23 protein-coding genes, 1 tRNA gene and 1 riboswitch are annotated in these 21,048 nt (G+C 73.4%); of the genes, 14 read left to right on the top strand and 10 right to left on the bottom strand.

Annotated features, from left to right (window positions below; genetic code table 11):
• Positions 1-205: 205 nt before the first annotated feature.
• Complete coding sequence (locus RND61_RS04115; protein ID WP_315876265.1) at positions 206-955, top strand: MBL fold metallo-hydrolase; 750 nt, start codon at positions 206-208, stop codon at positions 953-955.
• A 140-nt stretch (positions 956-1,095) separates the two neighbouring features.
• On the opposite strand, the gene RND61_RS04110 is transcribed toward RND61_RS04115, so the two are convergent.
• Both RND61_RS04110 and RND61_RS04105 read right to left on the bottom strand, forming a co-directional pair.
• On the bottom strand, positions 1,096-2,346 hold the full coding sequence (locus tag RND61_RS04110; RefSeq protein WP_315876264.1) for a PTS transporter subunit EIIC: 1,251 nt from the start codon (positions 2,344-2,346) through the stop codon (positions 1,096-1,098).
• Positions 2,347-3,347: 1,001 nt separating this feature from the next.
• Positions 3,348-4,619 carry a PTS transporter subunit EIIC gene (locus RND61_RS04105; protein WP_315876263.1) on the bottom strand — a complete coding sequence of 424 codons (1,272 nt, stop codon included), beginning with the start codon at positions 4,617-4,619 and terminating at the stop codon, positions 3,348-3,350.
• A gap of 184 nt (positions 4,620-4,803) precedes the next feature.
• Here RND61_RS04105 and RND61_RS04100 point away from each other — a divergent pair, with 184 nt between their 5' ends.
• The 5 genes from RND61_RS04100 (at position 4,804) to rdgB (ending at position 7,766) form a co-directional block, all read left to right on the top strand.
• Positions 4,804-5,058, top strand: coding sequence for a PTS glucose/sucrose transporter subunit IIB (locus tag RND61_RS04100; protein ID WP_315876262.1), 255 nt, complete (start codon positions 4,804-4,806; stop codon positions 5,056-5,058).
• Between the two features lie 108 nt (positions 5,059-5,166).
• Positions 5,167-5,625 carry a hypothetical protein gene (locus RND61_RS04095; RefSeq protein ID WP_315876340.1) on the top strand — a complete coding sequence of 153 codons (459 nt, stop codon included), beginning with the start codon at positions 5,167-5,169 and terminating at the stop codon, positions 5,623-5,625.
• 301 nt (positions 5,626-5,926) lie between these two features.
• Positions 5,927-6,658: a ribonuclease PH gene (rph, locus tag RND61_RS04090; RefSeq protein ID WP_315876261.1), complete on the top strand. Its 732-nt coding sequence runs from the start codon at positions 5,927-5,929 to the stop codon at positions 6,656-6,658.
• A 92-nt stretch (positions 6,659-6,750) separates the two neighbouring features.
• Positions 6,751-7,131, top strand: a complete 381-nt coding sequence (locus RND61_RS04085) for a hypothetical protein (protein WP_315876260.1) — start codon at positions 6,751-6,753, stop codon at positions 7,129-7,131.
• Positions 7,132-7,163: 32 nt separating this feature from the next.
• Positions 7,164-7,766, top strand: a complete 603-nt coding sequence (rdgB, locus tag RND61_RS04080) for an RdgB/HAM1 family non-canonical purine NTP pyrophosphatase (protein ID WP_315876259.1) — start codon at positions 7,164-7,166, stop codon at positions 7,764-7,766.
• 55 nt (positions 7,767-7,821) lie between these two features.
• On the opposite strand, the gene RND61_RS04075 is transcribed toward rdgB, so the two are convergent.
• The 4 genes from RND61_RS04075 to bcp all read right to left on the bottom strand — a co-directional run bounded on the left by RND61_RS04075 (position 7,822) and on the right by bcp (position 9,848).
• Positions 7,822-7,894, bottom strand: a tRNA-Leu gene (locus RND61_RS04075).
• 16 nt (positions 7,895-7,910) lie between these two features.
• Positions 7,911-8,600, bottom strand: coding sequence for an HNH endonuclease signature motif containing protein (locus RND61_RS04070; protein WP_315876258.1), 690 nt, complete (start codon positions 8,598-8,600; stop codon positions 7,911-7,913).
• Entirely contained in the window at positions 8,597-9,247 is a 651-nt protein-coding gene (locus RND61_RS04065) for an HNH endonuclease signature motif containing protein (protein WP_315876257.1), read from the bottom strand. The genes RND61_RS04070 and RND61_RS04065 overlap by 4 nt, the downstream gene beginning before the upstream one ends.
• Positions 9,248-9,380: 133 nt before the next feature.
• Entirely contained in the window at positions 9,381-9,848 is a 468-nt protein-coding gene (gene bcp / locus RND61_RS04060) for a thioredoxin-dependent thiol peroxidase (protein WP_315876256.1), read from the bottom strand.
• Between the two features lie 140 nt (positions 9,849-9,988).
• Between bcp and RND61_RS04055 the strand changes: the two genes are divergently transcribed.
• The 3 genes from RND61_RS04055 (at position 9,989) to RND61_RS04045 (ending at position 11,141) form a co-directional block, all read left to right on the top strand.
• A complete protein-coding gene (locus tag RND61_RS04055) occupies positions 9,989-10,312 on the top strand; it encodes a DUF3618 domain-containing protein (protein ID WP_315876339.1) in 324 nt (107 codons plus the stop codon).
• Positions 10,313-10,358: 46 nt separating this feature from the next.
• Complete coding sequence (locus tag RND61_RS04050) at positions 10,359-10,697, top strand: GroES family chaperonin (RefSeq protein WP_010474424.1); 339 nt, start codon at positions 10,359-10,361, stop codon at positions 10,695-10,697.
• A 20-nt stretch (positions 10,698-10,717) separates the two neighbouring features.
• Positions 10,718-10,785: riboswitch (guanidine-III (ykkC-III) riboswitch) on the top strand.
• A 35-nt stretch (positions 10,786-10,820) separates the two neighbouring features.
• Positions 10,821-11,141 (top strand): DMT family transporter, encoded by a 321-nt coding sequence (locus RND61_RS04045; RefSeq protein WP_315876255.1) that lies wholly within the window; start codon positions 10,821-10,823, stop codon positions 11,139-11,141.
• A gap of 285 nt (positions 11,142-11,426) precedes the next feature.
• On the opposite strand, the gene RND61_RS04040 is transcribed toward RND61_RS04045, so the two are convergent.
• The gene (locus RND61_RS04040; protein WP_315876254.1) at positions 11,427-13,742 is read right to left on the bottom strand and encodes a transglycosylase domain-containing protein; all 2,316 of its coding nucleotides are present in this window, start codon (positions 13,740-13,742) and stop codon (positions 11,427-11,429) included.
• A gap of 229 nt (positions 13,743-13,971) precedes the next feature.
• Between RND61_RS04040 and RND61_RS04035 the strand changes: the two genes are divergently transcribed.
• The 4 genes from RND61_RS04035 (at position 13,972) to RND61_RS04020 (ending at position 18,138) form a co-directional block, all read left to right on the top strand.
• Complete coding sequence (locus tag RND61_RS04035) at positions 13,972-14,772, top strand: ABC transporter permease (protein WP_315876253.1); 801 nt, start codon at positions 13,972-13,974, stop codon at positions 14,770-14,772.
• A complete protein-coding gene (locus RND61_RS04030) occupies positions 14,765-15,676 on the top strand; it encodes an ABC transporter permease (RefSeq protein WP_391652805.1) in 912 nt (303 codons plus the stop codon). Before RND61_RS04035 ends, RND61_RS04030 begins: the two co-directional genes overlap by 8 nt.
• A gap of 3 nt (positions 15,677-15,679) precedes the next feature.
• Complete coding sequence (locus tag RND61_RS04025) at positions 15,680-16,690, top strand: ABC transporter ATP-binding protein (RefSeq protein WP_315876252.1); 1,011 nt, start codon at positions 15,680-15,682, stop codon at positions 16,688-16,690.
• A gap of 140 nt (positions 16,691-16,830) precedes the next feature.
• Positions 16,831-18,138, top strand: coding sequence for a DUF445 domain-containing protein (locus RND61_RS04020; protein ID WP_315876251.1), 1,308 nt, complete (start codon positions 16,831-16,833; stop codon positions 18,136-18,138).
• A gap of 308 nt (positions 18,139-18,446) precedes the next feature.
• Here RND61_RS04020 and RND61_RS04015 read toward each other — a convergent pair whose 3' ends face one another.
• From RND61_RS04015 to RND61_RS04005, 3 genes are all read right to left on the bottom strand, one after another.
• On the bottom strand, positions 18,447-18,749 hold the full coding sequence (locus tag RND61_RS04015) for a hypothetical protein (protein ID WP_315876250.1): 303 nt from the start codon (positions 18,747-18,749) through the stop codon (positions 18,447-18,449).
• Positions 18,750-18,867: 118 nt separating this feature from the next.
• Entirely contained in the window at positions 18,868-19,395 is a 528-nt protein-coding gene (locus RND61_RS04010) for an excalibur calcium-binding domain-containing protein (protein ID WP_315876249.1), read from the bottom strand.
• 162 nt (positions 19,396-19,557) lie between these two features.
• Complete coding sequence (locus tag RND61_RS04005; RefSeq protein ID WP_315876248.1) at positions 19,558-20,574, bottom strand: SEC-C domain-containing protein; 1,017 nt, start codon at positions 20,572-20,574, stop codon at positions 19,558-19,560.
• A gap of 142 nt (positions 20,575-20,716) precedes the next feature.
• Here RND61_RS04005 and RND61_RS04000 point away from each other — a divergent pair, with 142 nt between their 5' ends.
• On the top strand, positions 20,717-21,010 hold the full coding sequence (locus RND61_RS04000; RefSeq protein WP_315876247.1) for a DUF6412 domain-containing protein: 294 nt from the start codon (positions 20,717-20,719) through the stop codon (positions 21,008-21,010).
• The last annotated feature ends 38 nt before the right edge of the window (positions 21,011-21,048 follow it).

Below are 21,048 nucleotides of genomic sequence, written 5' to 3'. Positions count from 1 at the left end.
CCGCCCGGCCGCCCGCCCACCCGCGCCGCGGCGCCGCGCCGCCACCCCCACCGGGTCCATCCGAACCGGTGACAGCACGGGTGAGTTCCCCCACAACGGGCCGCTGCGAAGGCGCGCCCCGCCGCCCCGGGCCGTACGCTCGTCGCACCGCACGACCTCCCCCCGCCAGCGCTTCCCCGCTCCCGTCCACGGAGGTTCACGCTCCATGAAGCTCACCGTCGTCGGCTGTTCCGGGTCGTTCCCGTCCGCGGATTCGGCCTGTTCGAGCTACCTCGTAGAGGCCGACGGCTTCCGGCTGCTCCTCGACATGGGCAACGGCGCCCTGGGCGAGCTGCAGCGCCACTGCGGTCTCTACGACCTCGACGCGATCTTCCTCTCCCACCTCCACGCCGACCACTGCATCGACATGTGCGCGTACTTCGTGGCGCGGTTCTACCGGCACGACGGCACGTGCGACGCCCTCCCGGTGTACGCGCCCGACGGCGCCGAGCAGCGGCTCGCCACGGCGTACGCGGACCTGCCGTCCGCCACGGCCATGAGCGAGGTCTTCGACTTCCGCACGCTGAAGCCCGGCTCGTTCGAACTGGGCCCGTTCCGGGTGCGGGTGGAGCGGGTGTGCCACCCGGTGGAGGCGTTCGGCATCCGGATCGAGCACGCCGGCAGGGCCGTCACGTACTCCGGCGACACGGGCGTGTGCGACGCGCTCGACGAGCTGGCGGCCGACACGGACCTGTTCCTGTGCGAGGCGTCCTTCACCCACGGCAAGGAGGACGTCCCCGAGCTGCACCTGAACGGCCGTGAGGCGGGTGTCCACGCGGCCAGGGCCCGCGCGAAGCGGCTCGTCCTGACGCACATCCCGCCGTGGACGGACGGCGAGCGCAACCTGGCCGACGCGCGGGAGGTCTACGACGGCCCGGCGGAGCTGGCCCGGTCGGGAGCGGTGTACGAGCTGTAGCCCGGCGGCGCGGGACGCGCGCGGCGGGAAGGCCGCGCACGGGGAAGGCCCCGGAACCCACGGGGAAGGCCCCGGGACCTGAGCGGTCCCGGGGCCTTCCCCGTGTCGTACGGCGTCCGGCCGGTGCCGGACGGAGGGGCTCACGCCTTGGTGAGGTCCTCGACCTCCTCCTCGGGCTCGCGGCCCGGGGTCGGCAGGTCGAACTTGGTGATCGCGAAGCGGAAGACCACGTAGTAGACCGCGGCGAACACCAGGCCGATCGGGATGATCATCCACGGCTTGGTGGCCAGGCCCCAGTTCAGGAAGTAGTCGATGGCGCCCGCGGAGAAGCTGAAGCCGTGGTGCACGCCCAGCGCCCAGGTCAGGGCCATCGAGATGGCGGTCAGCACCGCGTGGATCGCGTACAGCACCGGGGCGATGAACATGAACGCGAACTCGATCGGCTCGGTGATGCCGGTGACGAACGAGGTCAGCGCGAGCGACATCATCATGCCGCCGACGACCTTGCGGCGCTCGGGGCGGGCGCAGTGGGTGATCGCCAGGGCGGCGGCCGGCAGGGCGAACATCATGATCGGGAAGAAGCCGGTCATGAACTGGCCGGCGGTCGGGTCGCCGTGGAAGAAGCGCGGCAGGTCACCGTGCCAGACGGCGCCCGAGGGGTCCGTGAAGGAACCGATCTCCTGCCAGGCGACGGTGTTCACGAACTGGTGCATGCCGACCGGCAGCAGACCGCGGTTGATCGCGCCGAAGACACCGGCGCCGGCGGCACCCAGGCCGGTCATCCACTCGCCGAAGGCGGTGATGACCTCACCGATGGGCTCCCACACGAGGCCGAAGAAGACGCCGACGGCGGTGCCGATGAAGGCCATCAGGATCGGGACGAGACGGCGGCCGTTGAAGAAGCCGAGCCAGTCGGGCAGCTTGGTGCGGTGGAAGCGCTGCCAGGTGACGGCGGCTATCAGGCCCATCACGATGCCGCCGAGGACCTTGGGGTCGTTGTACGTGGCGGCGATGTCGGCGCCGTCCTGGACCTTCGCCTCGGTGATGGGGAACGCGGTGAGGACGTTCTTGTAGACCAGGAAGCCGACGAGGGCGGCGAGGGCGGTCGAGCCGTCGGCCTTCTTGGCGAAACCGATGGCGATGCCGACGCAGAACAGCAGCGGCAGGTTGGCGAAGACGGCGTCGCCGGCAGTGGCGAACACCGACGCGACCTTGTTCCAGCCCAGGCCGTCCTTGCCGAAGGCGTCGTCCTGTCCCAGGCGCAGCAGGATGCCCGCCGCGGGCAGCACGGCGATCGGCAGCTGCAGGCTGCGACCGACCTTCTGCAGGCCCTGGAACAGGCCGGAGCCCCGCTTCTTTGCGGGCGCCGCCGTGGCGGTGGCCGTACTCATCAACTTCCTCCAGTGGGCAAGGCGCCGCTCAGGAAGAAGGGGACGGCGGCGTCTCGGGGGGACGCGGCACGGGGAAAGGCCGCGTGGTCTACACCATTACTGGTGTAGACCTGTTGTAGCACGGTCGGGGATAGATAAGGAACCTGCGAATACGTCACAACAGGGCTTCACGTGCCGACCAGCGGAAACCCGGACGGTCGGGCCCCTGCGGGAGGAAACCGGCCACCGCCGCGCCGAACACGGACCCGGCTGGAGAGGCCGCCCCGAGCCGCCCCCCGAGCCGCACTCCGAGAGGCCGCCCCTCCCGACCCGCCCCTCCCGACCCGGTGCGACCCGGAACTGCCCGCGCGGCCGGGGTCGCCCGTGGGGCGGGGAACGCCTGGCGCGACCGGGGGTGCCCGTGCCGCCGAGGCCGCCCGTGCCACCGGGGCCGCTCGGTGCGACCGGGGCGCTTGGCGCGACCGGGCCCGTCCATGGGTCCGGGCTCACCCGGACCACATCGCCCTGCTGCACACCCGTGGGCCCGGGGCCGCCCGTGGGGCCGGGGCTGCTTGGTGACCGGGGTCGTCTACCGGCCGGCGTCGCCCTCCGTCGTGTCCGCCCCGTGCATGGCGGCCGGCCTGCCCGCGCGCGGGCGGCGGGACATGAGTACGAATGCTCAGCGCCCGCCGGACGACCAGGTGGACGACCCGACCGCCCGGCACCGGGAAGCGGACGCGACCCCGGACGGCCGTACCGGCCACCCGGGCCGCACCCGCCGTACCGACCACTCCGCCGTACCGTCCACTCCGGTCGTACCGATCACCCGGGCCACTCCGGTCGTACCGGCCGCCCCGGCCGGTCGTATCGGCCACTCCGCCGTACCGGCCGCCCCGGCCGGTCGTGCCGGCCCGCACGCGGGGGCGCGTGGCCGGCCGAAAGGCGCCGTCCTCCTCGACGCCGTCCGGCGCCGACCCGCACCGGCCCACGCAGGGGCGCGTCCCCTACGGCTACGGCTACGGCTACGGCTTGGTGGTCTGCCGCGCCATCTCCTCCTCCACCTCCTCGGGCTCCCGCCCCGGGGTCGGGAGCTTGAAGACCGTGATCGCGAAGCGGAAGACGACGTAGTACACCACCGCGAAGCCGAGCCCGATCGGGATGATCAGCCACGGTTTGGTGCCCAGGTGCCAGTTGACGACGTAGTCGATCAGGCCCGCCGAGAAGCTGAAGCCCGTGTGCACCCCCAGCCCCCAGGTGATCGCCATGGAGGCGCCGGTGAGCAGTGCGTGCAGCCCGTACAGCAGCGGCGCGGCGAACATGAACGAGAACTCCAGCGGCTCGGTCACCCCCGTCACGAACGAGGTCAGCGCCACGGACACCATCAGGCCCGCCACCTCGGGCCGCCGCTCCGGCCGCGCCGTGTGCGCGATGGCCAGCGCGGCGGCGGGCAGACCGAACATCATGATCGGGAAGAAGCCCGACATGAACTGCCCCGCCGTCGGGTCCTCCGCGAAGAACCGCGTCAGGTCGCCCCGCACCACGGTCCCGTCCGGCTTGGTGTACTCACCCGCCTGGAACCAGAAGAACGTGTTGAGGAACTGGTGCATGCCCACCGGGATCAGCAGCCGGTTCGCCAGGCCGAAGATGCCCGCGCCCCACGCGCCCAGCCCGATCAGGTGCCGCGCGAACCACTCCAGCGCGTCCCCGACCGGCTCCCACAGCAGCCCGAACACCACGCCCAGCAGCACGCACAGGAACGCCATCTGGATCGGAACCAGCCGCCGCCCGTTGAAGAACCCGAGCCAGTCGACGAGCTTCGTCCGGTGGAACCGCTGCCACACCACGGCCGTCAGCAGCCCGATCAGGATGCCGCCGAGGACGCCCGGGTTCTGCGGCACGCCCTCCGGCACGTCCGCGGTGACCGTCCCCTCGCGCGGGAACGCCTTCAGGACGTTGAAGTACACGAGGAAGCCCACCACGGCCGCGAGCGCCGTCGAGCCGTCCGCCTTCTTCGCGAACCCGATCGCCACGCCGATGCAGAACAGCAGCGGCAGTCCGAACGCCCCGTCGAGGATCGCCGTACCGCCCTTCAGCAGGACGTTCGACACCTTCTCCCAGAAGCTCCCGTGCAGGTACGCGGAGAAGAGGTTGCCCAGACTCACCAGCAGACCGGCGGCCGGCAGCACCGCCACCGGAAGCTGGAGGCTCCGGCCGACCTTCTGCAGGCCCTGGAACAGGCCGTTCCACCGGGACCTGCGCGGAGCGGCCGCGCTCGCCGTACGGTCGTTGCTCATCCGCGTCCTCCCGGGAACAGGACTGGTGTAGACCAGTTGCGATAGGCTCGGCTGGAGCCCGCTCACGGGCAGAGTGCCGGTGATCATCATGATCGGGGACGGGGCGGTGGCTCGCCTGCGTAGATGGGCCAACCGTGAGTTACCGTGACGAACGCGGACGTACGGGGCGTCGAGACCGCACCCCGTGAACACCAGGGAGAAACACATGGCCAGCAAGGCTGAGAAGATCGTCGCCGGGCTCGGTGGGATCGACAACATCGAAGAGATCGAGGGCTGCATCACCCGGCTGCGCACCGAGGTGAGCGACCCGGGCCTGGTCGACGAGGCCGCCCTGAAGGCCGCGGGCGCCCACGGCGTCGTCAAGATGGGCACCGCCATCCAGGTCGTCATCGGCACCGACGCGGACCCCATCGCCGCCGAGATCGAAGACATGATGTGACCGGCTGCTAGCCGCACGACGAGGCCCGCCCCCGCCCCCGACCGGCACCGGGGGCGGGCCTCGTCACACCCTCCACCGAACGAGGGAACGAGCGCGAAGGAGACCACGATCCCCCCGCACCTGCCCAGCACCCAGGCCGCCGTCACCGCCCTGGTCGAGATCGCCGGCGCGTACGGGCTGGAGACCACCGTCACCGACGACATCGGCGCCGACCGCACCTCCCGCCGCACCGCCGCGCCCGCGTTCACCGCCACCGACCCCGACGGATCCCTCCCGCACGAGGCGTACGTCGAGATCGCCGGACCTCCCCGGACGACCCTGCGGCTCTTCCCCGAGGGCGACACGCTCATCACCGTGGAGGGCGTGGACTTCCCCGACGTGCCCCGCGACTCCGCCCCCGACTTCCTGCGGGCGGTCCTCGACGGCCGCGCCCGCGTCACCGGACGGTTCTTCCCACCCGGCCAGTGGCTCGTCGTCCCCCTGCCCGGCGGCGAGACCCACCGCGAACTCATACCGCTGCCCACCCTCACCCCCTGGCTCGCCCGAGCCGCGCGCTCCCGCCCCTGACGGCCACCCCGCCCCCGCCCCTGACGGGCACCACGCCCCGCCCCTGAACGGCCGTGCGCCCCGCCCCTTACGGGCGGTGTACCTCCCGCCCCTGGCCGGCACTGCGCCTCCATTTCTGGCCGGCCACGCGCCCCTGCCCCTGACGGGCACCACGCCCCCCGCCCCTTACGGGGGGCGCGCCTCCTCCCCTGACCGGCCGTACGCCCCCCTTACGGGTGGTGTGCCCCGCCCCCGGCCGGCCGCCCCCTCCCGCCCCTGACGGGCGGCACGAGACGGGCACGGGACGGCCTAGGCTCTCCCCATGACCCGTATCGACGGCCGCACGCCCGAACAGCTCCGCCCGGTCACCATCCAGCGCGGCTGGAGCAAGCACGCCGAGGGCTCCGTCCTCATCTCCTGCGGCGACACCAGAGTCTTCTGCACCGCCTCCGTCACCGAGGGCGTCCCCCGCTGGCGCAAGGGCAGCGGCGAAGGCTGGGTCACCGCCGAGTACTCCATGCTGCCCCGCTCCACCAACACCCGCGGCGACCGCGAGTCCGTCCGGGGCAAGATCGGCGGACGTACACACGAGATCTCCCGCCTCATCGGCCGCTCCCTGCGCGCCGTCATCGACTACAAGGCGCTCGGCGAGAACACCATCGTCCTCGACTGCGACGTCCTCCAGGCCGACGGCGGCACCCGCACCACCGCGATCACCGGCGCGTACGTCGCCCTCGCCGACGCCGTCGCCTGGGCCCAGCGGCAGAAACTCGTCAAGGCCGGCCGCAAGCCGCTCACCGGCACCGTCGCCGCCGTCTCCGTCGGCATCGTCGACGGCACCCCCCTCCTCGACCTCTGCTACGAGGAGGACGTACGCGCCGAAACCGACATGAACGTCGTCTGCACCGGCGACGGCCGCTTCGTCGAGGTCCAGGGCACCGCCGAAGCCGAACCCTTCGACCGCAAGGAACTCAACGCGCTCCTCGACCTCGCCACCGGCGGCTGCGCCGACCTGGCCGCACTCCAGCGCGAAGCCCTCGAAACGACGCTCTGAGCAACCGCGCCGCCACCCGGCGGCGTCTCACCGGACACGGGCGTGCGGAAGGTACCGTACGCCCGTAACCAGCCAGGGGAGGACACCCGCTCATGCGCCGTCACCGCACCGCCGCCCTCGTCTCCGGCGCCGCCCTCGCCGCCGCCCTCACCCTCACCGGCTGCGGCGCCCTGGACAAGGCACTCGACTGCGTCCAGACCGCCGACGCCATCGCCACCAGCGTCGACCGCCTCGGCCGGGCCGTCTCCAACGCCGGCGACCCGACCCAGATCGAGGAATCCCTCAACGCCATCGACAAGGAACTGGCCACCCTCAAGGACAAGACCGACAACGCCGACCTGACCAAGGCGGTCGACGACCTGTCGAACGGCGTCGAACAGGTCCGCACCTCCGTCAAGAACGGCGACACCACCCCCGACCTCAAGCCCGTCACCGACGCGGCCGCCGAGATCGGCAAGGTCTGCACCCCGTAACCCGCCGCGAACCGCCCCCGATACTGGACGCCATGACCCGCCTGATCCTCGCCACCCGCAACGCCGGGAAGATCACCGAACTCCGCGCCATCCTCGCCGGCGCCGGACTCGCCCACGAACTCGTCGGCGCGGACGCCTACCCCGACGTCCCCGACGTCAAGGAGACCGGCGTCACCTTCGCGGAGAACGCGCTCCTCAAGGCCCGCGCCCTCGCACGGGCCACCGGCCACCCGGCCGTCGCCGACGACTCCGGACTCTGCGTCGACGTCCTCGGCGGCGCACCCGGCATCTTCTCGGCCCGCTGGTCCGGCCGCCACGGCGACGACAAGGCCAACCTCGACCTGCTCCTCGCCCAACTGTCCGACATCGACGACCCGCACCGCGCTGCCCACTTCACGTGCGCCGCCGCGCTCGCCCTGCCCGACGGCACCGAACGCGTCGTCGAGGGCCGCCTCGACGGCACGCTGCGCCGCACGCCCGCGGGCAGCGGCGGCTTCGGCTACGACCCGATCCTCCAGCCCGACGGGGAGACCCGCACGTGCGCGGAGCTGAGCCCCGACGAGAAGAACGCCATCAGCCACCGCGGCAAGGCGTTCCGCGCCCTCGTCCCGGCCGTCCGGGAACTGCTCGGCTGACCCCACCCGAAAGGCCCCGCACCTACGAATGGAAGGTGCGGGGCCTTTCGCCCTGTGCGCCCGGTCGGATTCGAACCGACAAACACGACCACCTAAAGATCGCCGCTCAGCCCTTGGCGTACGGGCGCCCGGCCGCGCTCTACTCTACTGGCCCCGCTCCCCGGCCGGGAGGGAGACACCGGACACCCCTCGCGGTCGGCCCCCGCGGCACCAGGTGCCGGTGACGGCATGGCAGTTGGGGCACAGCAGCCGCAGGTTCTCCCGCCGGTCGTCGCTCCAGTCGCCGTTGATGTGGTCGATCTCCAGCGTCATGGGTTTCCCCAGCCACTCGGGCCCCACCCCGCACTCGGCGCATGCCTCGGGTACGCCGACCTCGCGGAGCGCGCGGCGCAGGAGGGGGGTTCTGGTGCGGCGCTCTCCGCCGTGCTTGACCAGGATCTCCTCGGCGCGCCTGACCGGCGTCGCGCCCGGCTTGCCGCGTTGGTGCGCCTGACCCAGGAAGTGCGCGGTCGAGAGGCCGTCCCGGGCCACCCACTCACGGAACTTCCTCCGCTGGGTGCCGTTGTCCGGCCGGCCCAGCCGGCGCAGCGCCTCGGCGAGGGAGATCGACTCCGCGACCGCCTCACGCAGTTCGCCGGGCTCGGGCCGGGCCGAGCCGTCGCGGGGACCGAAGTGCGAGATGTCGATGCCGAACCGTGCGAACCGTCCGACGAGGTACCTGCGGAGCTTGCCGTACGGCCGCGTGCCGAAGAAGGCGATCACCTCGTCCAGGTCCGAGCACTGCTCGGCCGCCTGCACCAGCCGCTCGCGGGTGTACCTCACGCCGCCGCTCACGCGGTCCCCTCCGCGGCACGCCGCTTGGCACGGCCCCGGTAGCCGTCCGTCGTCGCGTGGCAGTTCGGGCAGAGGTAGCGCAGGTTCTCGATCCGGTTGTCACGCCAGTCGCCGTCGACGTGGTCGACTTCCAGGGGCAGGGGGCTGCCTCGCCAGACCGGTCCCGTGCCGCACAGGGCGCACCGCTCCGGAACTCCCAGCGCCGCCATGGCGGACTTGAGCCGGTCGCTCGGGACGCGTCTGGCCCGGTCGGCGGGCTGCCGGACGAGCACGTGCTCGGGCGTCCCGGGGCGCCGGGGCACTCCGCGGCGCTCCGGCGCCCGGAAGTGCGAGGTGTCGATGCCGTACGCCCTGATGCGGCGGCTGATGTGGGTGTGGTGTCCGCCGACGACCCCGAGGCCGAGGTGGCGCAGGACGTCGCACATGTTCGTGGACGCCGCGACCGCGGACCGGAGGACGTCCCTGGTCCACTTCGTCTCCCGTTCGAAGTGCGAGGTGTCCACCTCCAGCCTCCTCATCCGCTCACGTACGTAGCGCCGGGTCGGACCCGCCGGGTCCACCCCGAGCCGCTCCAGCGCCTCCGACAGCGAGCGCGCTCCTCCGGCGGCCTCCTCCAGGCGCTCCTTCGTGTACGGGCTGACCGGCATCGACCCCTCCTCGCACGGCCGTCTGTTCGTGGCCTCGTACGGAGTAACGAACCGGCTGTCGGACGGTTGCGCCCGACAAGCGGAACGGCCCGTACCGCCGGTGGGGCGGTGCGGGCCGTTCGGGTGCCGGGGATCAGATGCCCAGGTCCTTGATGATCTTCGCTACGTGGCCGGTCGCCTTCACGTTGTACAGCGCGCGCTCGACCTTGCCGTCCTCGTCGACGACGACCGTCGAGCGGATGACGCCCGTCACCGTCTTGCCGTAGAGCTTCTTCTCGCCGTACGCGCCGTACGCCTCCAGCACCTTCTTCTCCGGGTCGCCGACCAGCGTGACCTTCAGATCCTCCTTCTCCCGGAACTTCGCCAGCTTCTCCGGCTTGTCCGGGGACACGCCGATCACGTCGTAGCCGGCGTCCGCGAGCAGCTCCAGGTTGTCCGTGAAGTCGCACGCCTGCTTGGTGCAGCCGGGCGTGAGCGCCGCGGGGTAGAAGTAGACGATGACCTTGCGGCCCTTGTGGTCCGCGAGCGAGACCTCGTTGCCGTCCGCGTCGGGCAGGGTGAAGGCGGGGGCGGTGTCGCCGGGCTGCAGTCGCTCGCTCATGGCTGTGGCTCTCCTCAACGGGTGCGGGCGGGTACGCGACCGAGCCTAATGGGGGTCTGGGACAGCTCCGGGCCGGTCGAGCTGACAGACTGTGCATGACGAAGCGACCGGAGATCACGACCACCAACGGAGGCAGCTCGGTGTCGGACGCCAGGACCCCCGCGCAGATCGAGGCGGACATCGTCCGCCGGCGCGAGCAGCTCGCCGTCACGCTCGACGAGATCGGCGTACGGATGCACCCGAAGACGATCATCGGTGACGCGAAGGCGAAGGTGGCGTCGACGGTCGACGAGACGGCCGGGCGGGCCTTCGTCGCCGTCAACCGGATGGTGACCGACGTCAAGGCCCGTTTCGTGGACGAGAGCGGCGCGCCGCGTCTGGAGCGGGTGGTTCCGGTGGCGCTCCTCGCCGTCGGCGTGATCGGGCTGGTCGTCGCGTCGTCGTCCCGCAGGCGCGGGCACTGAGGGGGTCCTTGGGCCGGGGCGGGGGCCGGCCGGGTAAGTTCGTGGGGTGAGCGAGAACACCCACGACAAGTTGCCCATCCGGATGCTGCACGACCGGGTGCTGGTCCGGTCCGACGTTCCCGAGGGCGAGCGGCGCTCGGGAGGCGGCATCCTCATCCCGGCGACCGCCGCGGTAGGCCGCAGGCTGGCCTGGGCCGAGGTGGTCGCGGTCGGCCAGAACGTCCGTACCGTGGAGCCCGGCGACCGGGTCCTGTACGACCCCGAGGACCGTGCCGAGGTGGAGGTGCGCGGCGTGGCGTACGTCCTGATGCGCGAACGCGACCTCCACGCGGTCGCCGCCGACCGTTTCGAGGGTTCCGAGGACTCCACGGGGCTCTACCTCTGAGGTCCCCGGATCCCTGACCGCTTGTTACCGTGGTCGGTACACCCGACGAGACGCGCCGTACCGGGTCACAAGGCAAAGACGACGCACACCGGAAACGTCTCTTCCCGAAGGGTGTGTGTCGTCATGGCCTGGGTTCTGCTCGTCGTCGCCGGTCTGCTGGAGGTGGGCTGGTCGGTCGGCATGAAGTACACCGACGGGTTCACCCGTCTCTGGCCGAGCGTCCTGACCTGCTGCGGCATCGTCGCCAGCATGGTCCTGCTGGCCCAGGCCACCAGGACGCTGCCGATCGGTACGGCGTACGGCGTGTGGGTCGGCATCGGTGCGGCCGGGGCGGCGGTGGTGGGGATGCTCGTCCTCGGTGAGCCCGTCACCGCCGCCCGGATCTTCTTCGTCTGCCTGCTGCTGGTCGCCGTGGTGGGACTGAAGGCCACGTCGGGCCACTAGGGAGCCCCCGGCCCCGGCCCTGGTCCGGCCCCCGGTCCCGGTCCCGGCCCGCCGTCCCGGCTCGGTCCCGCCTCCGGCCCGGAGCGGGTCCGGCCCCGGCTCGGTTCCGCCCCGGCTCCGGCCGTGGTCTGCCTCCGCCCCGGTTCCGGCCGCAGCCCAGGTCCGACTCCGGTTCCGTCCCGGTCCCGGTTCGCCGCCGTCCCGCCCCCGGCCCGCCGCCGTCCCGGCGTGGCCCCGCCCCCGTCCTGGCCGGCACCGGTCCGGACGGGGGTGGGGGCGGCGGCGTCATCTCGTCGCGGGGGTCCTGTCCCGGGCCGTGGTGACGGTGCCGGGCGGGGCGTCCTCCGGTTCGTCGGCGGGTGCCGTCGCCGTTCTGGTGGGGGCCGCCTCCGGGCCGGGGGGCGGCGCGGTGTCCGGGGAGGGCTGCCGGGGCCGGTCGTCCGCCGCCCGGTCGGTGACGTCCTCGGTGTCCGCCTCCTCGGTGAGGTCCTCCGGTTCCCGTTCCTCCTCGATCTCCGCGCCCTCGGGGAGCTTCAGGTCGAAGTCCCGGGAGGGGGTGCCCTCCAGGGCCGTGCCCGTGTAGTGGGCCCAGATCTCCGCGGGGGCGCCGCCGCCGTTGACCCGGTCCAGGCCCATCGCGCCGTACAGCGGTTTCTGCGCGCCGGTCTTCGGGTCCTGGCCCATCAGCGCGACCACGGTCGCCAGGTCCGGGGTGTACCCCGCGAACCAGGCGGCCTTGTCGTCCTCCGCCGTGCCGGTCTTCCCGGCGGCCGGGCGGCCCACGGCCCGTGCCGCGGTGCCCGTGCCGCCCTCGACGACGCCGCGCAGGACGGCCGTCGTCGTGTCGGCGGCCTCGCGGCTCACGGCCTGGTGGGCGTCGGACCCGGCGGCGGGCAGCGGCAGGGGGCGGTCGCCGGCCGGGTCGATCCGTTCGATCTTCTCGACGAGGCTGTACAGGCCGCGCCTGCCGTGGTTGGCGAGCGTCGCGTACGCCTCCGCCATGTCGAGGACGCTCGCGGTGGCCGGGCCGAGGGCGATCGACGGGGACGCGGTCAGGTCCGGGGTGTCGGCCGGCAGGCCGAGCGCGATCGCCGTCCGCCTGACCTTCTTCGGGCCGACGTCCACCGCGAGCTGTGCGTACACCGCGTTCACCGACCGGTCGGTGGCGGTGTGGAGGGGGATGCCGCCGTAGGACACGTCGTCCTCGTTGGCGGGGGCGTACGCCTTGCCGGTCCAGCCCTCCACGGGGCGCTTGTTGGTGCCGTCGTAGACGGTGTTCGGGGTGATCGGCTCGCCGTGCTGGGTGGTGGCGCCGTGGGCGACGGCGGAGGCCAGCACGAACGGTTTGAAGGTGGAGCCGACCTGGTAGTCGCGGCGGGTCGCGTTGTTCACGTACTGCCGTGTGTAGTCGACGCCGCCGTACAGGGCGACGACCTTGCCGGTGGCGGGCTCGATGGACGCGCCGCCCACCCGGACGTACCGGTCGGCGGGGTTCGTCTCCGGGTCGAGCCGGTCGAGGACCTGCTCCCGCACCGCCGCGCTGAAGGCGTCCATCCGGTCCTGCCGCAACGTGGTCGTGATGCGGTAGCCGCCCGCCGCGAGCGCCCTCTCGGAGAGGATGCCGTGGCGGGCGAGGAAGGCGTTCACGGCCTGCACGGCGTAGCCGCGCTGGCCGGCCAGCCCGGCGGTGGGTCGGGCCGGGAGCACCTCGGGGAACCGGAGGGCGGACCGCTGGGCCGCCGTCAGCCACCGCTCCTGGACCATGGCGTCCAGCACGTAGTTCCACCGGGCCAGGGCGCGGGCGCGGTTGGAGGGGCGGGTGCCCACGTCGTAGGCGCTGGGGGCGTTGAGGAGCGACGCCAGGTACGCGCTCTCGGCGGTGTCGAGGTCCTGGACGTCCTTGCCGTAGTACGCCTGGGCGGCGGCCTGCGCGCCGTAGGCGTTGCGGCCGTAGTAGCTGGTGTTCAGGTACCCCTCCAGGATCGCGTCCTTGGACCGGGCGCGGTCCAGTTTGATCGCGATGAAGAACTCCTTGACCTTGCGGGTCACGGTGCGTTCCTGGCCGAGGTAGTAGTTCTTCACGTACTGCTGGGTGATGGTCGAACCGCCCTGGGTGCCCTTGCCGGTGACGGTGTTCCAGGAGGCGCGGAGCATCGCCCCGGGGTCGATTCCCGGCTCGGTGTAGAAGTCGCGGTCCTCGGCGGCGAGCACGGCCTGCCGCAGGGGGCGGGGGACGCGGGCGAGGGGGACGCTCTCCCGGTTGACCCGGCCGCCCTGGGCGAGCGGGCTGCCGTCCGCGTAGAGGTAGACGTTGGCCTGCGCGGTCGCGGCGGCGTTGGCGGGCGGGATCTCGATCAGGAGGTACCCGGCGAGGAAGCCGCCGCCGAGGACGAGGACGAGGAGGAGCAGGCCGCCGAGGACCGTCCGCCAGGTGGGGACGGCCCGGCGCCACCCGGTGCGCCGGGGCCGGTTCCGGGCGGGGGGCCGGCCGGGGGCCGGGGTGCGGGGGGAGGGTGGGGCGTCGGTGTCGCCCCGGGTCTGGACGGTGGGGTCACGGGGCTCCCAGCCCCCTGCTGGGGGCTGCGGCGGGGCGTCGCTCACTGGGTCTCCGGCACGGTCGCGGTGATGTACGTGATCACTGTCCGAATTGTGACGCTTTATCACTCTTCATATAGTGCACCGCGCCGAGCGTCGACCCGCGTGTCCCGTCCCGGGCCACCCGCCCCCCGGCGCGAAAACCAGTCGCGTGCCCGGCGCGCGGGTGGCTAGGCTCACCCGCTTTGACGGAGTGTCGGACGACACCGGAGCCGGCCGGAGGGAAGGCGGTGCCGTGGGGCTGTACTGGACCGTCCTGACCGGCAGCTTCCGCCGCTACGCCACCTACCGGGTGGCCACCGCCGCCGGGGTGTTCACCAACACCGTCTTCGGCTTCGTCCTGGCGTTCACCTACGTGGCCCTGTGGGACGAACGTCCCCGCCTCGGCGGCTACGACATGTCCGAGGCCCTGGCGTACGTCTGGCTCGGGCAGGCCCTGCTCGCCGCCTCCTCCCTGATGGGCGGCGGCTTCGAGGACGAGCTGATCCAGCGCATCAGGACCGGCGACATCGTCGTCGACCTCTACCGGCCCGCCGACCTCCAGCTGTGGTGGTTCTCGGCCAACCTGGGGCGCGCCGCCTTCCAACTGGTCGGCCGGGGGGCCGTCCCGATGGCGGTCGGCGCGCTCGCCTTCGACCTGGCCCTGCCCGAACACCCGCTGACCTGGCTCGCCTTCCTCGTGTCGGTGCTGCTGGGCGTCGTGGTGAGCTTCGCGGTCTGGTACCTGGTCGCGCTCTCCGTGTTCTGGCTGCTCGACGGGGCGGGGGTGGTGCAGGTGGCGTGGCTGACCGGGGTGTTCTTCTCCGGGATGCTGCTGCCGCTGACCCTCTTCCCCGGCGCGCTCGGGGAGGTCGCCCGGGCGCTGCCCTGGGCGTCGATGCTCCAGGTCCCGGCCGACGTGTTCCTGGAGAAGCGGACCGGCCGGGCGCTGCTGGAGGCGTACGGCTTCCAGGCGGGCTGGGCCCTGGCGCTGCTGGCCGCGGGCCGCGCGCTCCAGGCGGTCGCGACCCGCCGGGTGGTGGTGCAGGGTGGCTGAGACCCGTCGCCCGGACCGTCCCGGCGCCGCGGGACGGCCGCCGCGCCCCGGAGCCGGGACGGCCTGGAGGGCGGATTCCGGCGGGCGGGCGGCGGTGGCCGCGGAGGGGCTGCGCGCGTACGGGCTGATCGCCGTCATGTGGATCCGCTCCACGATGGCGTACCGCTTCTCCTTCGCGATGACGCTGCTGACCAACCTGCTGGTGAACTTCTTCGACTTCGTGGTGATCCTGCTGATGTTCGGCCACGTGCGGGGGCTCGGCGGGTTCGCCTTCGGCGAGGTGGCGTTCCTGTACGGGACGACGAGCACCGCCTTCGGGCTGGCCGACCTGGCGATGGGTCAGGTGGGGAAGGTGGGGCGGCGGGTGCGGGACGGCACGCTCGACACGTTCCTGGTGCGCCCGGCGCCCGTCCTGGCGCAGGTGGCCGCCGACCGGTTCGCGCTGCGGCGACTCGGCCGGCTGACGCAGGGGCTGCTGGTGCTGGTGTGGTCGCTGGCGGTGCTGGAGGGGGTCGAGTGGACGGTGCCGAAGGCGGCGATGGTGCCGCTGATGGTCGTGACGGGCGCCCTGATCTTCGGGTCGCTGATGACGGCCGGGGCGGCGTTCCAGTTCTGGGCGCAGGACGGCGCGGAGGTCACCAACTCCTTCACGTACGGCGGGAACACCCTCCTCCAGTACCCGCCGACCGTCTTCGCGGGGGAGCTGGTGCGCGGCGTCGTGTACGTCGTGCCGCTGGCGTTCGTCAACTGGGTGCCCGCGCTGTACGTGCTGGGCCGCGGGGCGCCGGCCGGGCTGCCGCCGTGGGCGGCCTTCGCCTCCCCGCTGGTCGCCGCGGGGTGCGTGGCGCTGGCGGGGCTGGCGTGGCGCGCGGGGATCCGTTCGTACCGGAGCACGGGGAGCTGACGCATGACCGCAGAGCCGGACTTCATCGACCTCGACGGCGTCGAGAAGGTCTTCGACGTGCGCCGCAGGGTGGGGCTGCTGCGCCGGGAGAGGCGCCAGGTGCGGGCCGTGGACGGGCTGAGCTTCCGCGTGGCGCGCGGCGAGATGGTCGGCTACATCGGCCCGAACGGCGCCGGCAAGTCCACCACCGTCAAGATGCTCACCGGCATCCTCACCCCGAGCGGCGGCCGGCTGCGCGTCGCTGGCATCGACCCCGCGCGGGAGCGGACCCGCCTGGCCCGCCGCATCGGCGTCGTCTTCGGCCAGCGGACGACGCTCTGGTGGGACCTGCCGCTGCGCGACTCGTACCGGCTGGTGCACCGCATGTACCGCGTCCCCGACGCGCGCTTCCGGGAGAACCTCGACCGGTGCGTCGAACTCCTCGACCTGGCCGCCCTGCTGGAGGTGCCCGTCCGCCAGCTCTCCCTCGGCCAGCGGATGCGCGGCGACATCGCGGCGGCGCTGCTCCACGACCCGGACGTGCTGTACCTCGACGAGCCCACGATCGGCCTCGACGTCGTGTCGAAGACGAAGGTCCGCGCGTTCCTGCGGGACCTCAACGCCGAGCGGGGCACGACGGTCCTGCTCACCACGCACGACCTCACCGACATCGAGCAGCTCTGCAAGCGCGTGATGGTCATCGACCACGGGCGGCTCGTGTACGACGGCACGCTGGGCGGGCTGCGCGAGGCGGGCGCGGGGACGCGGACGCTCGTCGTCGACCTGGAGCGGGAGGTGCCGCCGATCGAGGTGGCCGGCGCCCGCGTGGTACGGGTCGAGGGGGCCCGGCAGTGGCTGGCGTTCCCCGCGTCCGCGTCGGCGGCGCCGCTGGTCGCGCAGGTCGCCGGGGCGTACCCGCTGGTCGACCTGTCCGTGCGGGAACCGGACATCGAGGCGGTCATCGCGAGGATGTACGCCGAACGGCGGCCGGACCGGGCCGGGCACACGACGCGTCCGGAAGCTCCGAAAGGGTGAGAAACCCCCCGGGCACCGGGAAAAACAACCGTTCCAGGAACTAGCGGCCCCCTTCGGGAGTACCTGGAATAGGACAAGCGGCGGTGCCGGCCCACAGCGCCCCGGAAGGGGAGCGGGCCCGGCCACAGAGGGCGGAGCGCATGACCGGAAAGGGCACGGAGGCGACGCGGACGGCGGGCGCCGGCGGCTTCTCGTACACGGCGGAGGACGAGGAGAAGCGCCGCGGGGTGCGCCGGATGAAGGCCGCGGCGACGGCGCTGCTGCTCCTGGTGGCGGTGGTCTACGCGCTCGCGACCTGGGCGGAGTCCTCCGGCGTGACCGGCTGGCCCGGCTACGTGGCGGCGGCGGCCGAGGCGGGCATGGTGGGCGCGCTGGCCGACTGGTTCGCGGTCACGGCGCTGTTCCGCCGCCCCATGGGCCTGCCCATTCCGCACACGGCGATCATCCCGACGAAGAAGGACCAGTTGGGCGAGTCGCTGGGCACGTTCGTCGGGGAGAACTTCCTCTCGGCGGACGTCGTGCGGACCCGGCTGCACGCCCTGGACGTCGCGGGCCGCCTCGGCGCCTGGCTGGCCGAGCCCGCGCACGCCGACCGGGTCACGGCGGAACTGTCCACGGCGCTGCGCGGTGCCCTGACCGTCCTGCGGGACGCCGACGTCCAGGCCGTCGTCGGCGAGGCGATCACCCGGCGGGCGGAGGCGGCGGAGATCGCGCCCGGCATCGGCAAGACCCTCGACCGGATCGTCGCCGACGGGGCGCACCACCGGGCGGTCGACCTGGTCTGCGTCCGCGCCCACGACTGGCTGGTCACGCACGGCGACTCGGTGATGGACGCCGTGCAGGGCGGCGCCCCGGGGTGGACGCCGCGGTTCGTGGACCGGAAGGTGGGGGAGCGGGTCTACAAGGAGCTGCTGCGGTTCGTCACCGAGATGCGCGACATGCCGGGGCACCCGGCGCGCGGCGCGATCGACCGGTTCCTCGGGGACTTCGCGACGGACCTCCAGGCGGACACGGAGACGCGGACGCGCGTGGAGCGCCTGAAGTCGGACCTGGTGGCGCGGCCGGAGGTGCAGGACATCATCGCGTCGGCGTGGGGGTCCGTACGCGCGATGATCATGTCGGCGGCGGAGGACGAGCAGAGCGAGCTGCGGCTGCGGGCGCGGGCGTCCCTGCTCTCCCTGGGCGCCCGGCTGTCGTCGGACGCGCAGCTCCAGCGGAAGGTCGAGGGCTGGCTGGAGGACGCGGCGGCGTACGTGGTGACGACGTACCGGACGGAGATCACCTCGCTGATCACCGACACGGTGGCGAGCTGGGACGCGGACCAGACGTCCCGCAAGATCGAGGCCCACATCGGCCGCGACCTGCAGTTCATCCGCATCAACGGCACGGTGGTGGGCGCACTGGCGGGCCTGCTGATCTACACGGTCTCCCACTCCCTGGGCGGATGACCGACCCCGCCCGGCAGCCGGGGGCGCCCGCCCCGCGCGTACGCACACGGGCGCGCGGCCCCCGGAGGGCCCGGCCCAGCCGCCCCGGGCGGATCCGGGGCCGGAAGCCCCGGGGCGGGGCCCGGGCGGGCCCTGGAACCGGGACCGGCAGCCCCGGGGAAGGAGGCCCCCCGGACGGGTCCTGGGGGACAAGCCCAGTGGCCCCGGGAACGGGCCGGGACCAGTGGCCCCTGGGGCCGGGGCCCAGGCGGTTTCGAGACCGGGCCCGGGCGGTGCCGGGACCGGGCTCGGTGATCCCGGGGCGGGGCTCAGCGGCTCCGGCGGGTGACCGCCCAGGAGACCAGGGCCATGCCGCCCGCGACGGAGAACACCGCCGGCCAGGGGCCGACCTTCTTCGCCAGCGGGTGCGACCCGGCGAACGCGGCGACGTACGCGGCGCTCAGCCCTGCCGCCGCGGCACCGCCGCTGCTCCGCTGCCACTCCCGCGCGGCCACCGCCCCGGCGGCGGCCAGCGCCACCCCTCCGAGCGGTCGCTTCTTCGTCCACCGGGCGACGCCGTATCCCCCGACGAGCCCACTCGCGGCGACGACCGCAGCCGGAACCCTGGCCATACGAAAACCCTCCTGCCACATCAACGACACCCCCGAGGCTAACCCGCCCCGCCCCCACCACCCGGACGCCCTCCCGGCCGGTGGACGGCGGCGCCCCGCCGGCACCCGGGCGCGGGGGTCAGCCCTCGCAGCCGACGCCGTCGCCGTCGCGGTCGAGGTGGCGGCCATAGCCCGGGTCGCCGCGGTGGACCGGGGCGGCGCCGGCCGCGCGGGCCGCGGAGCAGTTGTCGTAGAAGATGCTCCCGCCGCCGGACGCGCCCCCGCCGGACGCGCCGCCACCGGACGTACCGCCGCTCGACCCGTCGCCCTCGTCGTCCGCCGTGTCGCCGCCGGCGGCCTGCCGGGTGACCGTGGCCGTGGCCGTCACGGTCGCCGTCGCGGTGGTGGTGACGGTGACCGCCGGGGCGGGGTCGGCGGGGGGAGAGGAGGAGGGGGAGGCGGTGACGGTGGCCGTGGTGGTCACCGTGGCGGCCGGTGCCGCCTTCGCCGCCGGCTCGCCGCCGCCCGAGTCACCCATCGCCCCGCAGCCGGTGCCGATCAGCAGCAGGAGCAGTCCACCGCCCCACACGCGCTTCATGCGGTACAGCGGACGCTGCGCCGCGGGCGCCGGAAAGGGCATGGGGGGCTGCTGGTACGGGTTGCTCATGGGCACACGTCTTCCTCGCGCACACGGACTGGGATGCGTGGGGGGACGGTTGAGCCAGCCGACGGTGGTTCAGGGTGAAACTACTGCACGGGAAGGGTGGGGGAAAGGTGAACGACCGACCTCTTGTCCGTGAAATGCCCGCGCACCGCGCACCGCGCCCGCCTACAACCGCGCCCCGCCGTGGCAGTCCGCGTACGGGGTGCCCGAGCCGCACCAGCAGGGGGCGGTGCGGGGCGGGGGCCAGGGGAGGGCACGGCCCCGGGCGGCGAGGGTCGTGGCGTACTGGGGGAGGAGCGCCGCCTGGGACGGGGACGCGCCCTCGGAGGCGGCGAACGCCTCGTACGACGGGACCGTGCCCTGCACGACGCCCAGGTTCGGGGTGCCCGCCGCGGCCAACTCGCGCAGGGACGCCTCCAGGTCGGTGAGGTGCGCCTCGTGCGTCGGGTACTCGGCCTCCAGCTCCGGATAGGCCGCCAGCAGCTCGGCCAGCTCCTCGCGCGGCCACAGCAGGACGGCGACCGGGAACGGGCGGGACAGGGCCGTGCGGTACGAGCCGAGCTCGCTGCGCAGGCGGGTGATCTCCGCCTGGAGCTCCGCCGGGTCCGACGAACCCAGCGCCCACGTCCGCTTCGGGTCGTGCAGCTCGTCCAGCGGGACCGTGCCCGTGTGCAGCCGGTCCGCCAGGACGTCCCAGTCGTCGTGCTCCCGCGCCAACAGGCGCCGCACCCGGTGGCGCGAGGTGAGCAGCGACTGCGCCGCGTACGGCACCTCCTGCTCGTGCGGCAGCGGCACCAGCGCCCGCGCCGCCGCCGTCAGGGTCTCCTCCGCCGCCTCCAGCTCGTCGTGGGCCTCCAGCGCCTCCCCGGCGATCTCCCACGCCGCCGCGTCCGTCGGCGTCGTCGCCCGCAGGCCGTCGATGATGGCGCGGGCCTCCGCCTCGTGACCGTACTCCCACAGGTTCGCCGCCTTCAGCGCCCGCACCAGGTGCGGGTTCTCCGGCTCGGGGGGCGTGGACAACAGCGTGTCGTACAGCGTCGTCGCCCGGGCGCGGTCGCCGGCCAGCTCCAGGTGCGCGGCGGCCCGCAGGAACAGCGGCTCCCGGTCCCCCGGGTACTGCTCCGCGGTGCGCAGCAGGCGCTCGGCTTCGTTGGTGTGGTCAGCAGGCGTGTCGAGGCGCATGGTCACCACCGTACTGCTGTGCGCCCCGCCTCCGGCGGGGTTGGGGGCGACCTGTCGGATGCGCGGGGGCGCCGGACGCCCATTGGGTGAACTCCTGTACGGTGGCGGGCAGAACAGCCGTGTGTACGGGGAGGGAGGCGGCGTGTACGGGACGTTCCTGCGCCTGCTGCTGCCGCTCCTCCTCGCCGTCGTCCTCCTGGCGGACGGCCCCTCCCTCTCCGCCGTGGCCCTCGCCGCCGCCGCGCTCGTCGCCTGCGCCGTCGTCAGCGCCCTCAGCGTCCCGTCCGTGCCGCCCACGCGGGTGCGCACCGCCCTGCGCGACCGGGACCGGCGCACCGCGTTCCTGCCGCAGCGCGACCCCGACGCCTCGGGGCGCCGGCGCCCGAGGGCGCCCGGCCGCCGCCTCCCGGCGGCGGTCGCGGTCGCGGTCTCCTGATCCACGGGATCTCCCGGTCCACGAGGTCTCCTGGTCTA

Source organism: Streptomyces tamarix, from assembly GCF_032423885.1.
In the GTDB taxonomy this organism is placed as follows: Bacteria; Actinomycetota; Actinomycetes; order Streptomycetales; family Streptomycetaceae; genus Streptomyces; species Streptomyces tamarix.
This window is presented reverse-complemented; position numbering and strand designations above follow the sequence as displayed.

Bases quoted from the DNA above. Each gene is read 5' to 3' on its own strand.
- RND61_RS04010 (WP_315876249.1), bottom strand. From the start codon at position 19,395: ATGAGCAACCCGTACCAGCAGCCCCCCATGCCCTTTCCGGCGCCCGCG.
- rdgB (WP_315876259.1), top strand. From the start codon at position 7,164: ATGACCCGCCTGATCCTCGCCACCCGCAACGCCGGGAAGATCACCGAA.
- RND61_RS04045 (WP_315876255.1), top strand. From the start codon at position 10,821: ATGGCCTGGGTTCTGCTCGTCGTCGCCGGTCTGCTGGAGGTGGGCTGG.
- RND61_RS04005 (WP_315876248.1), bottom strand. From the start codon at position 20,574: ATGCGCCTCGACACGCCTGCTGACCACACCAACGAAGCCGAGCGCCTG.
- RND61_RS04110 (WP_315876264.1), bottom strand. From the start codon at position 2,346: ATGAGTACGGCCACCGCCACGGCGGCGCCCGCAAAGAAGCGGGGCTCC.
- RND61_RS04020 (WP_315876251.1), top strand. From the start codon at position 16,831: ATGACCGGAAAGGGCACGGAGGCGACGCGGACGGCGGGCGCCGGCGGC.
- RND61_RS04115 (WP_315876265.1), top strand. From the start codon at position 206: ATGAAGCTCACCGTCGTCGGCTGTTCCGGGTCGTTCCCGTCCGCGGAT.
- bcp (WP_315876256.1), bottom strand. From the start codon at position 9,848: ATGAGCGAGCGACTGCAGCCCGGCGACACCGCCCCCGCCTTCACCCTG.
- RND61_RS04065 (WP_315876257.1), bottom strand. From the start codon at position 9,247: ATGCCGGTCAGCCCGTACACGAAGGAGCGCCTGGAGGAGGCCGCCGGA.
- RND61_RS04085 (WP_315876260.1), top strand. From the start codon at position 6,751: ATGCGCCGTCACCGCACCGCCGCCCTCGTCTCCGGCGCCGCCCTCGCC.
- RND61_RS04105 (WP_315876263.1), bottom strand. From the start codon at position 4,619: ATGAGCAACGACCGTACGGCGAGCGCGGCCGCTCCGCGCAGGTCCCGG.
- RND61_RS04015 (WP_315876250.1), bottom strand. From the start codon at position 18,749: ATGGCCAGGGTTCCGGCTGCGGTCGTCGCCGCGAGTGGGCTCGTCGGG.
- rph (WP_315876261.1), top strand. From the start codon at position 5,927: ATGACCCGTATCGACGGCCGCACGCCCGAACAGCTCCGCCCGGTCACC.
- RND61_RS04025 (WP_315876252.1), top strand. From the start codon at position 15,680: ATGACCGCAGAGCCGGACTTCATCGACCTCGACGGCGTCGAGAAGGTC.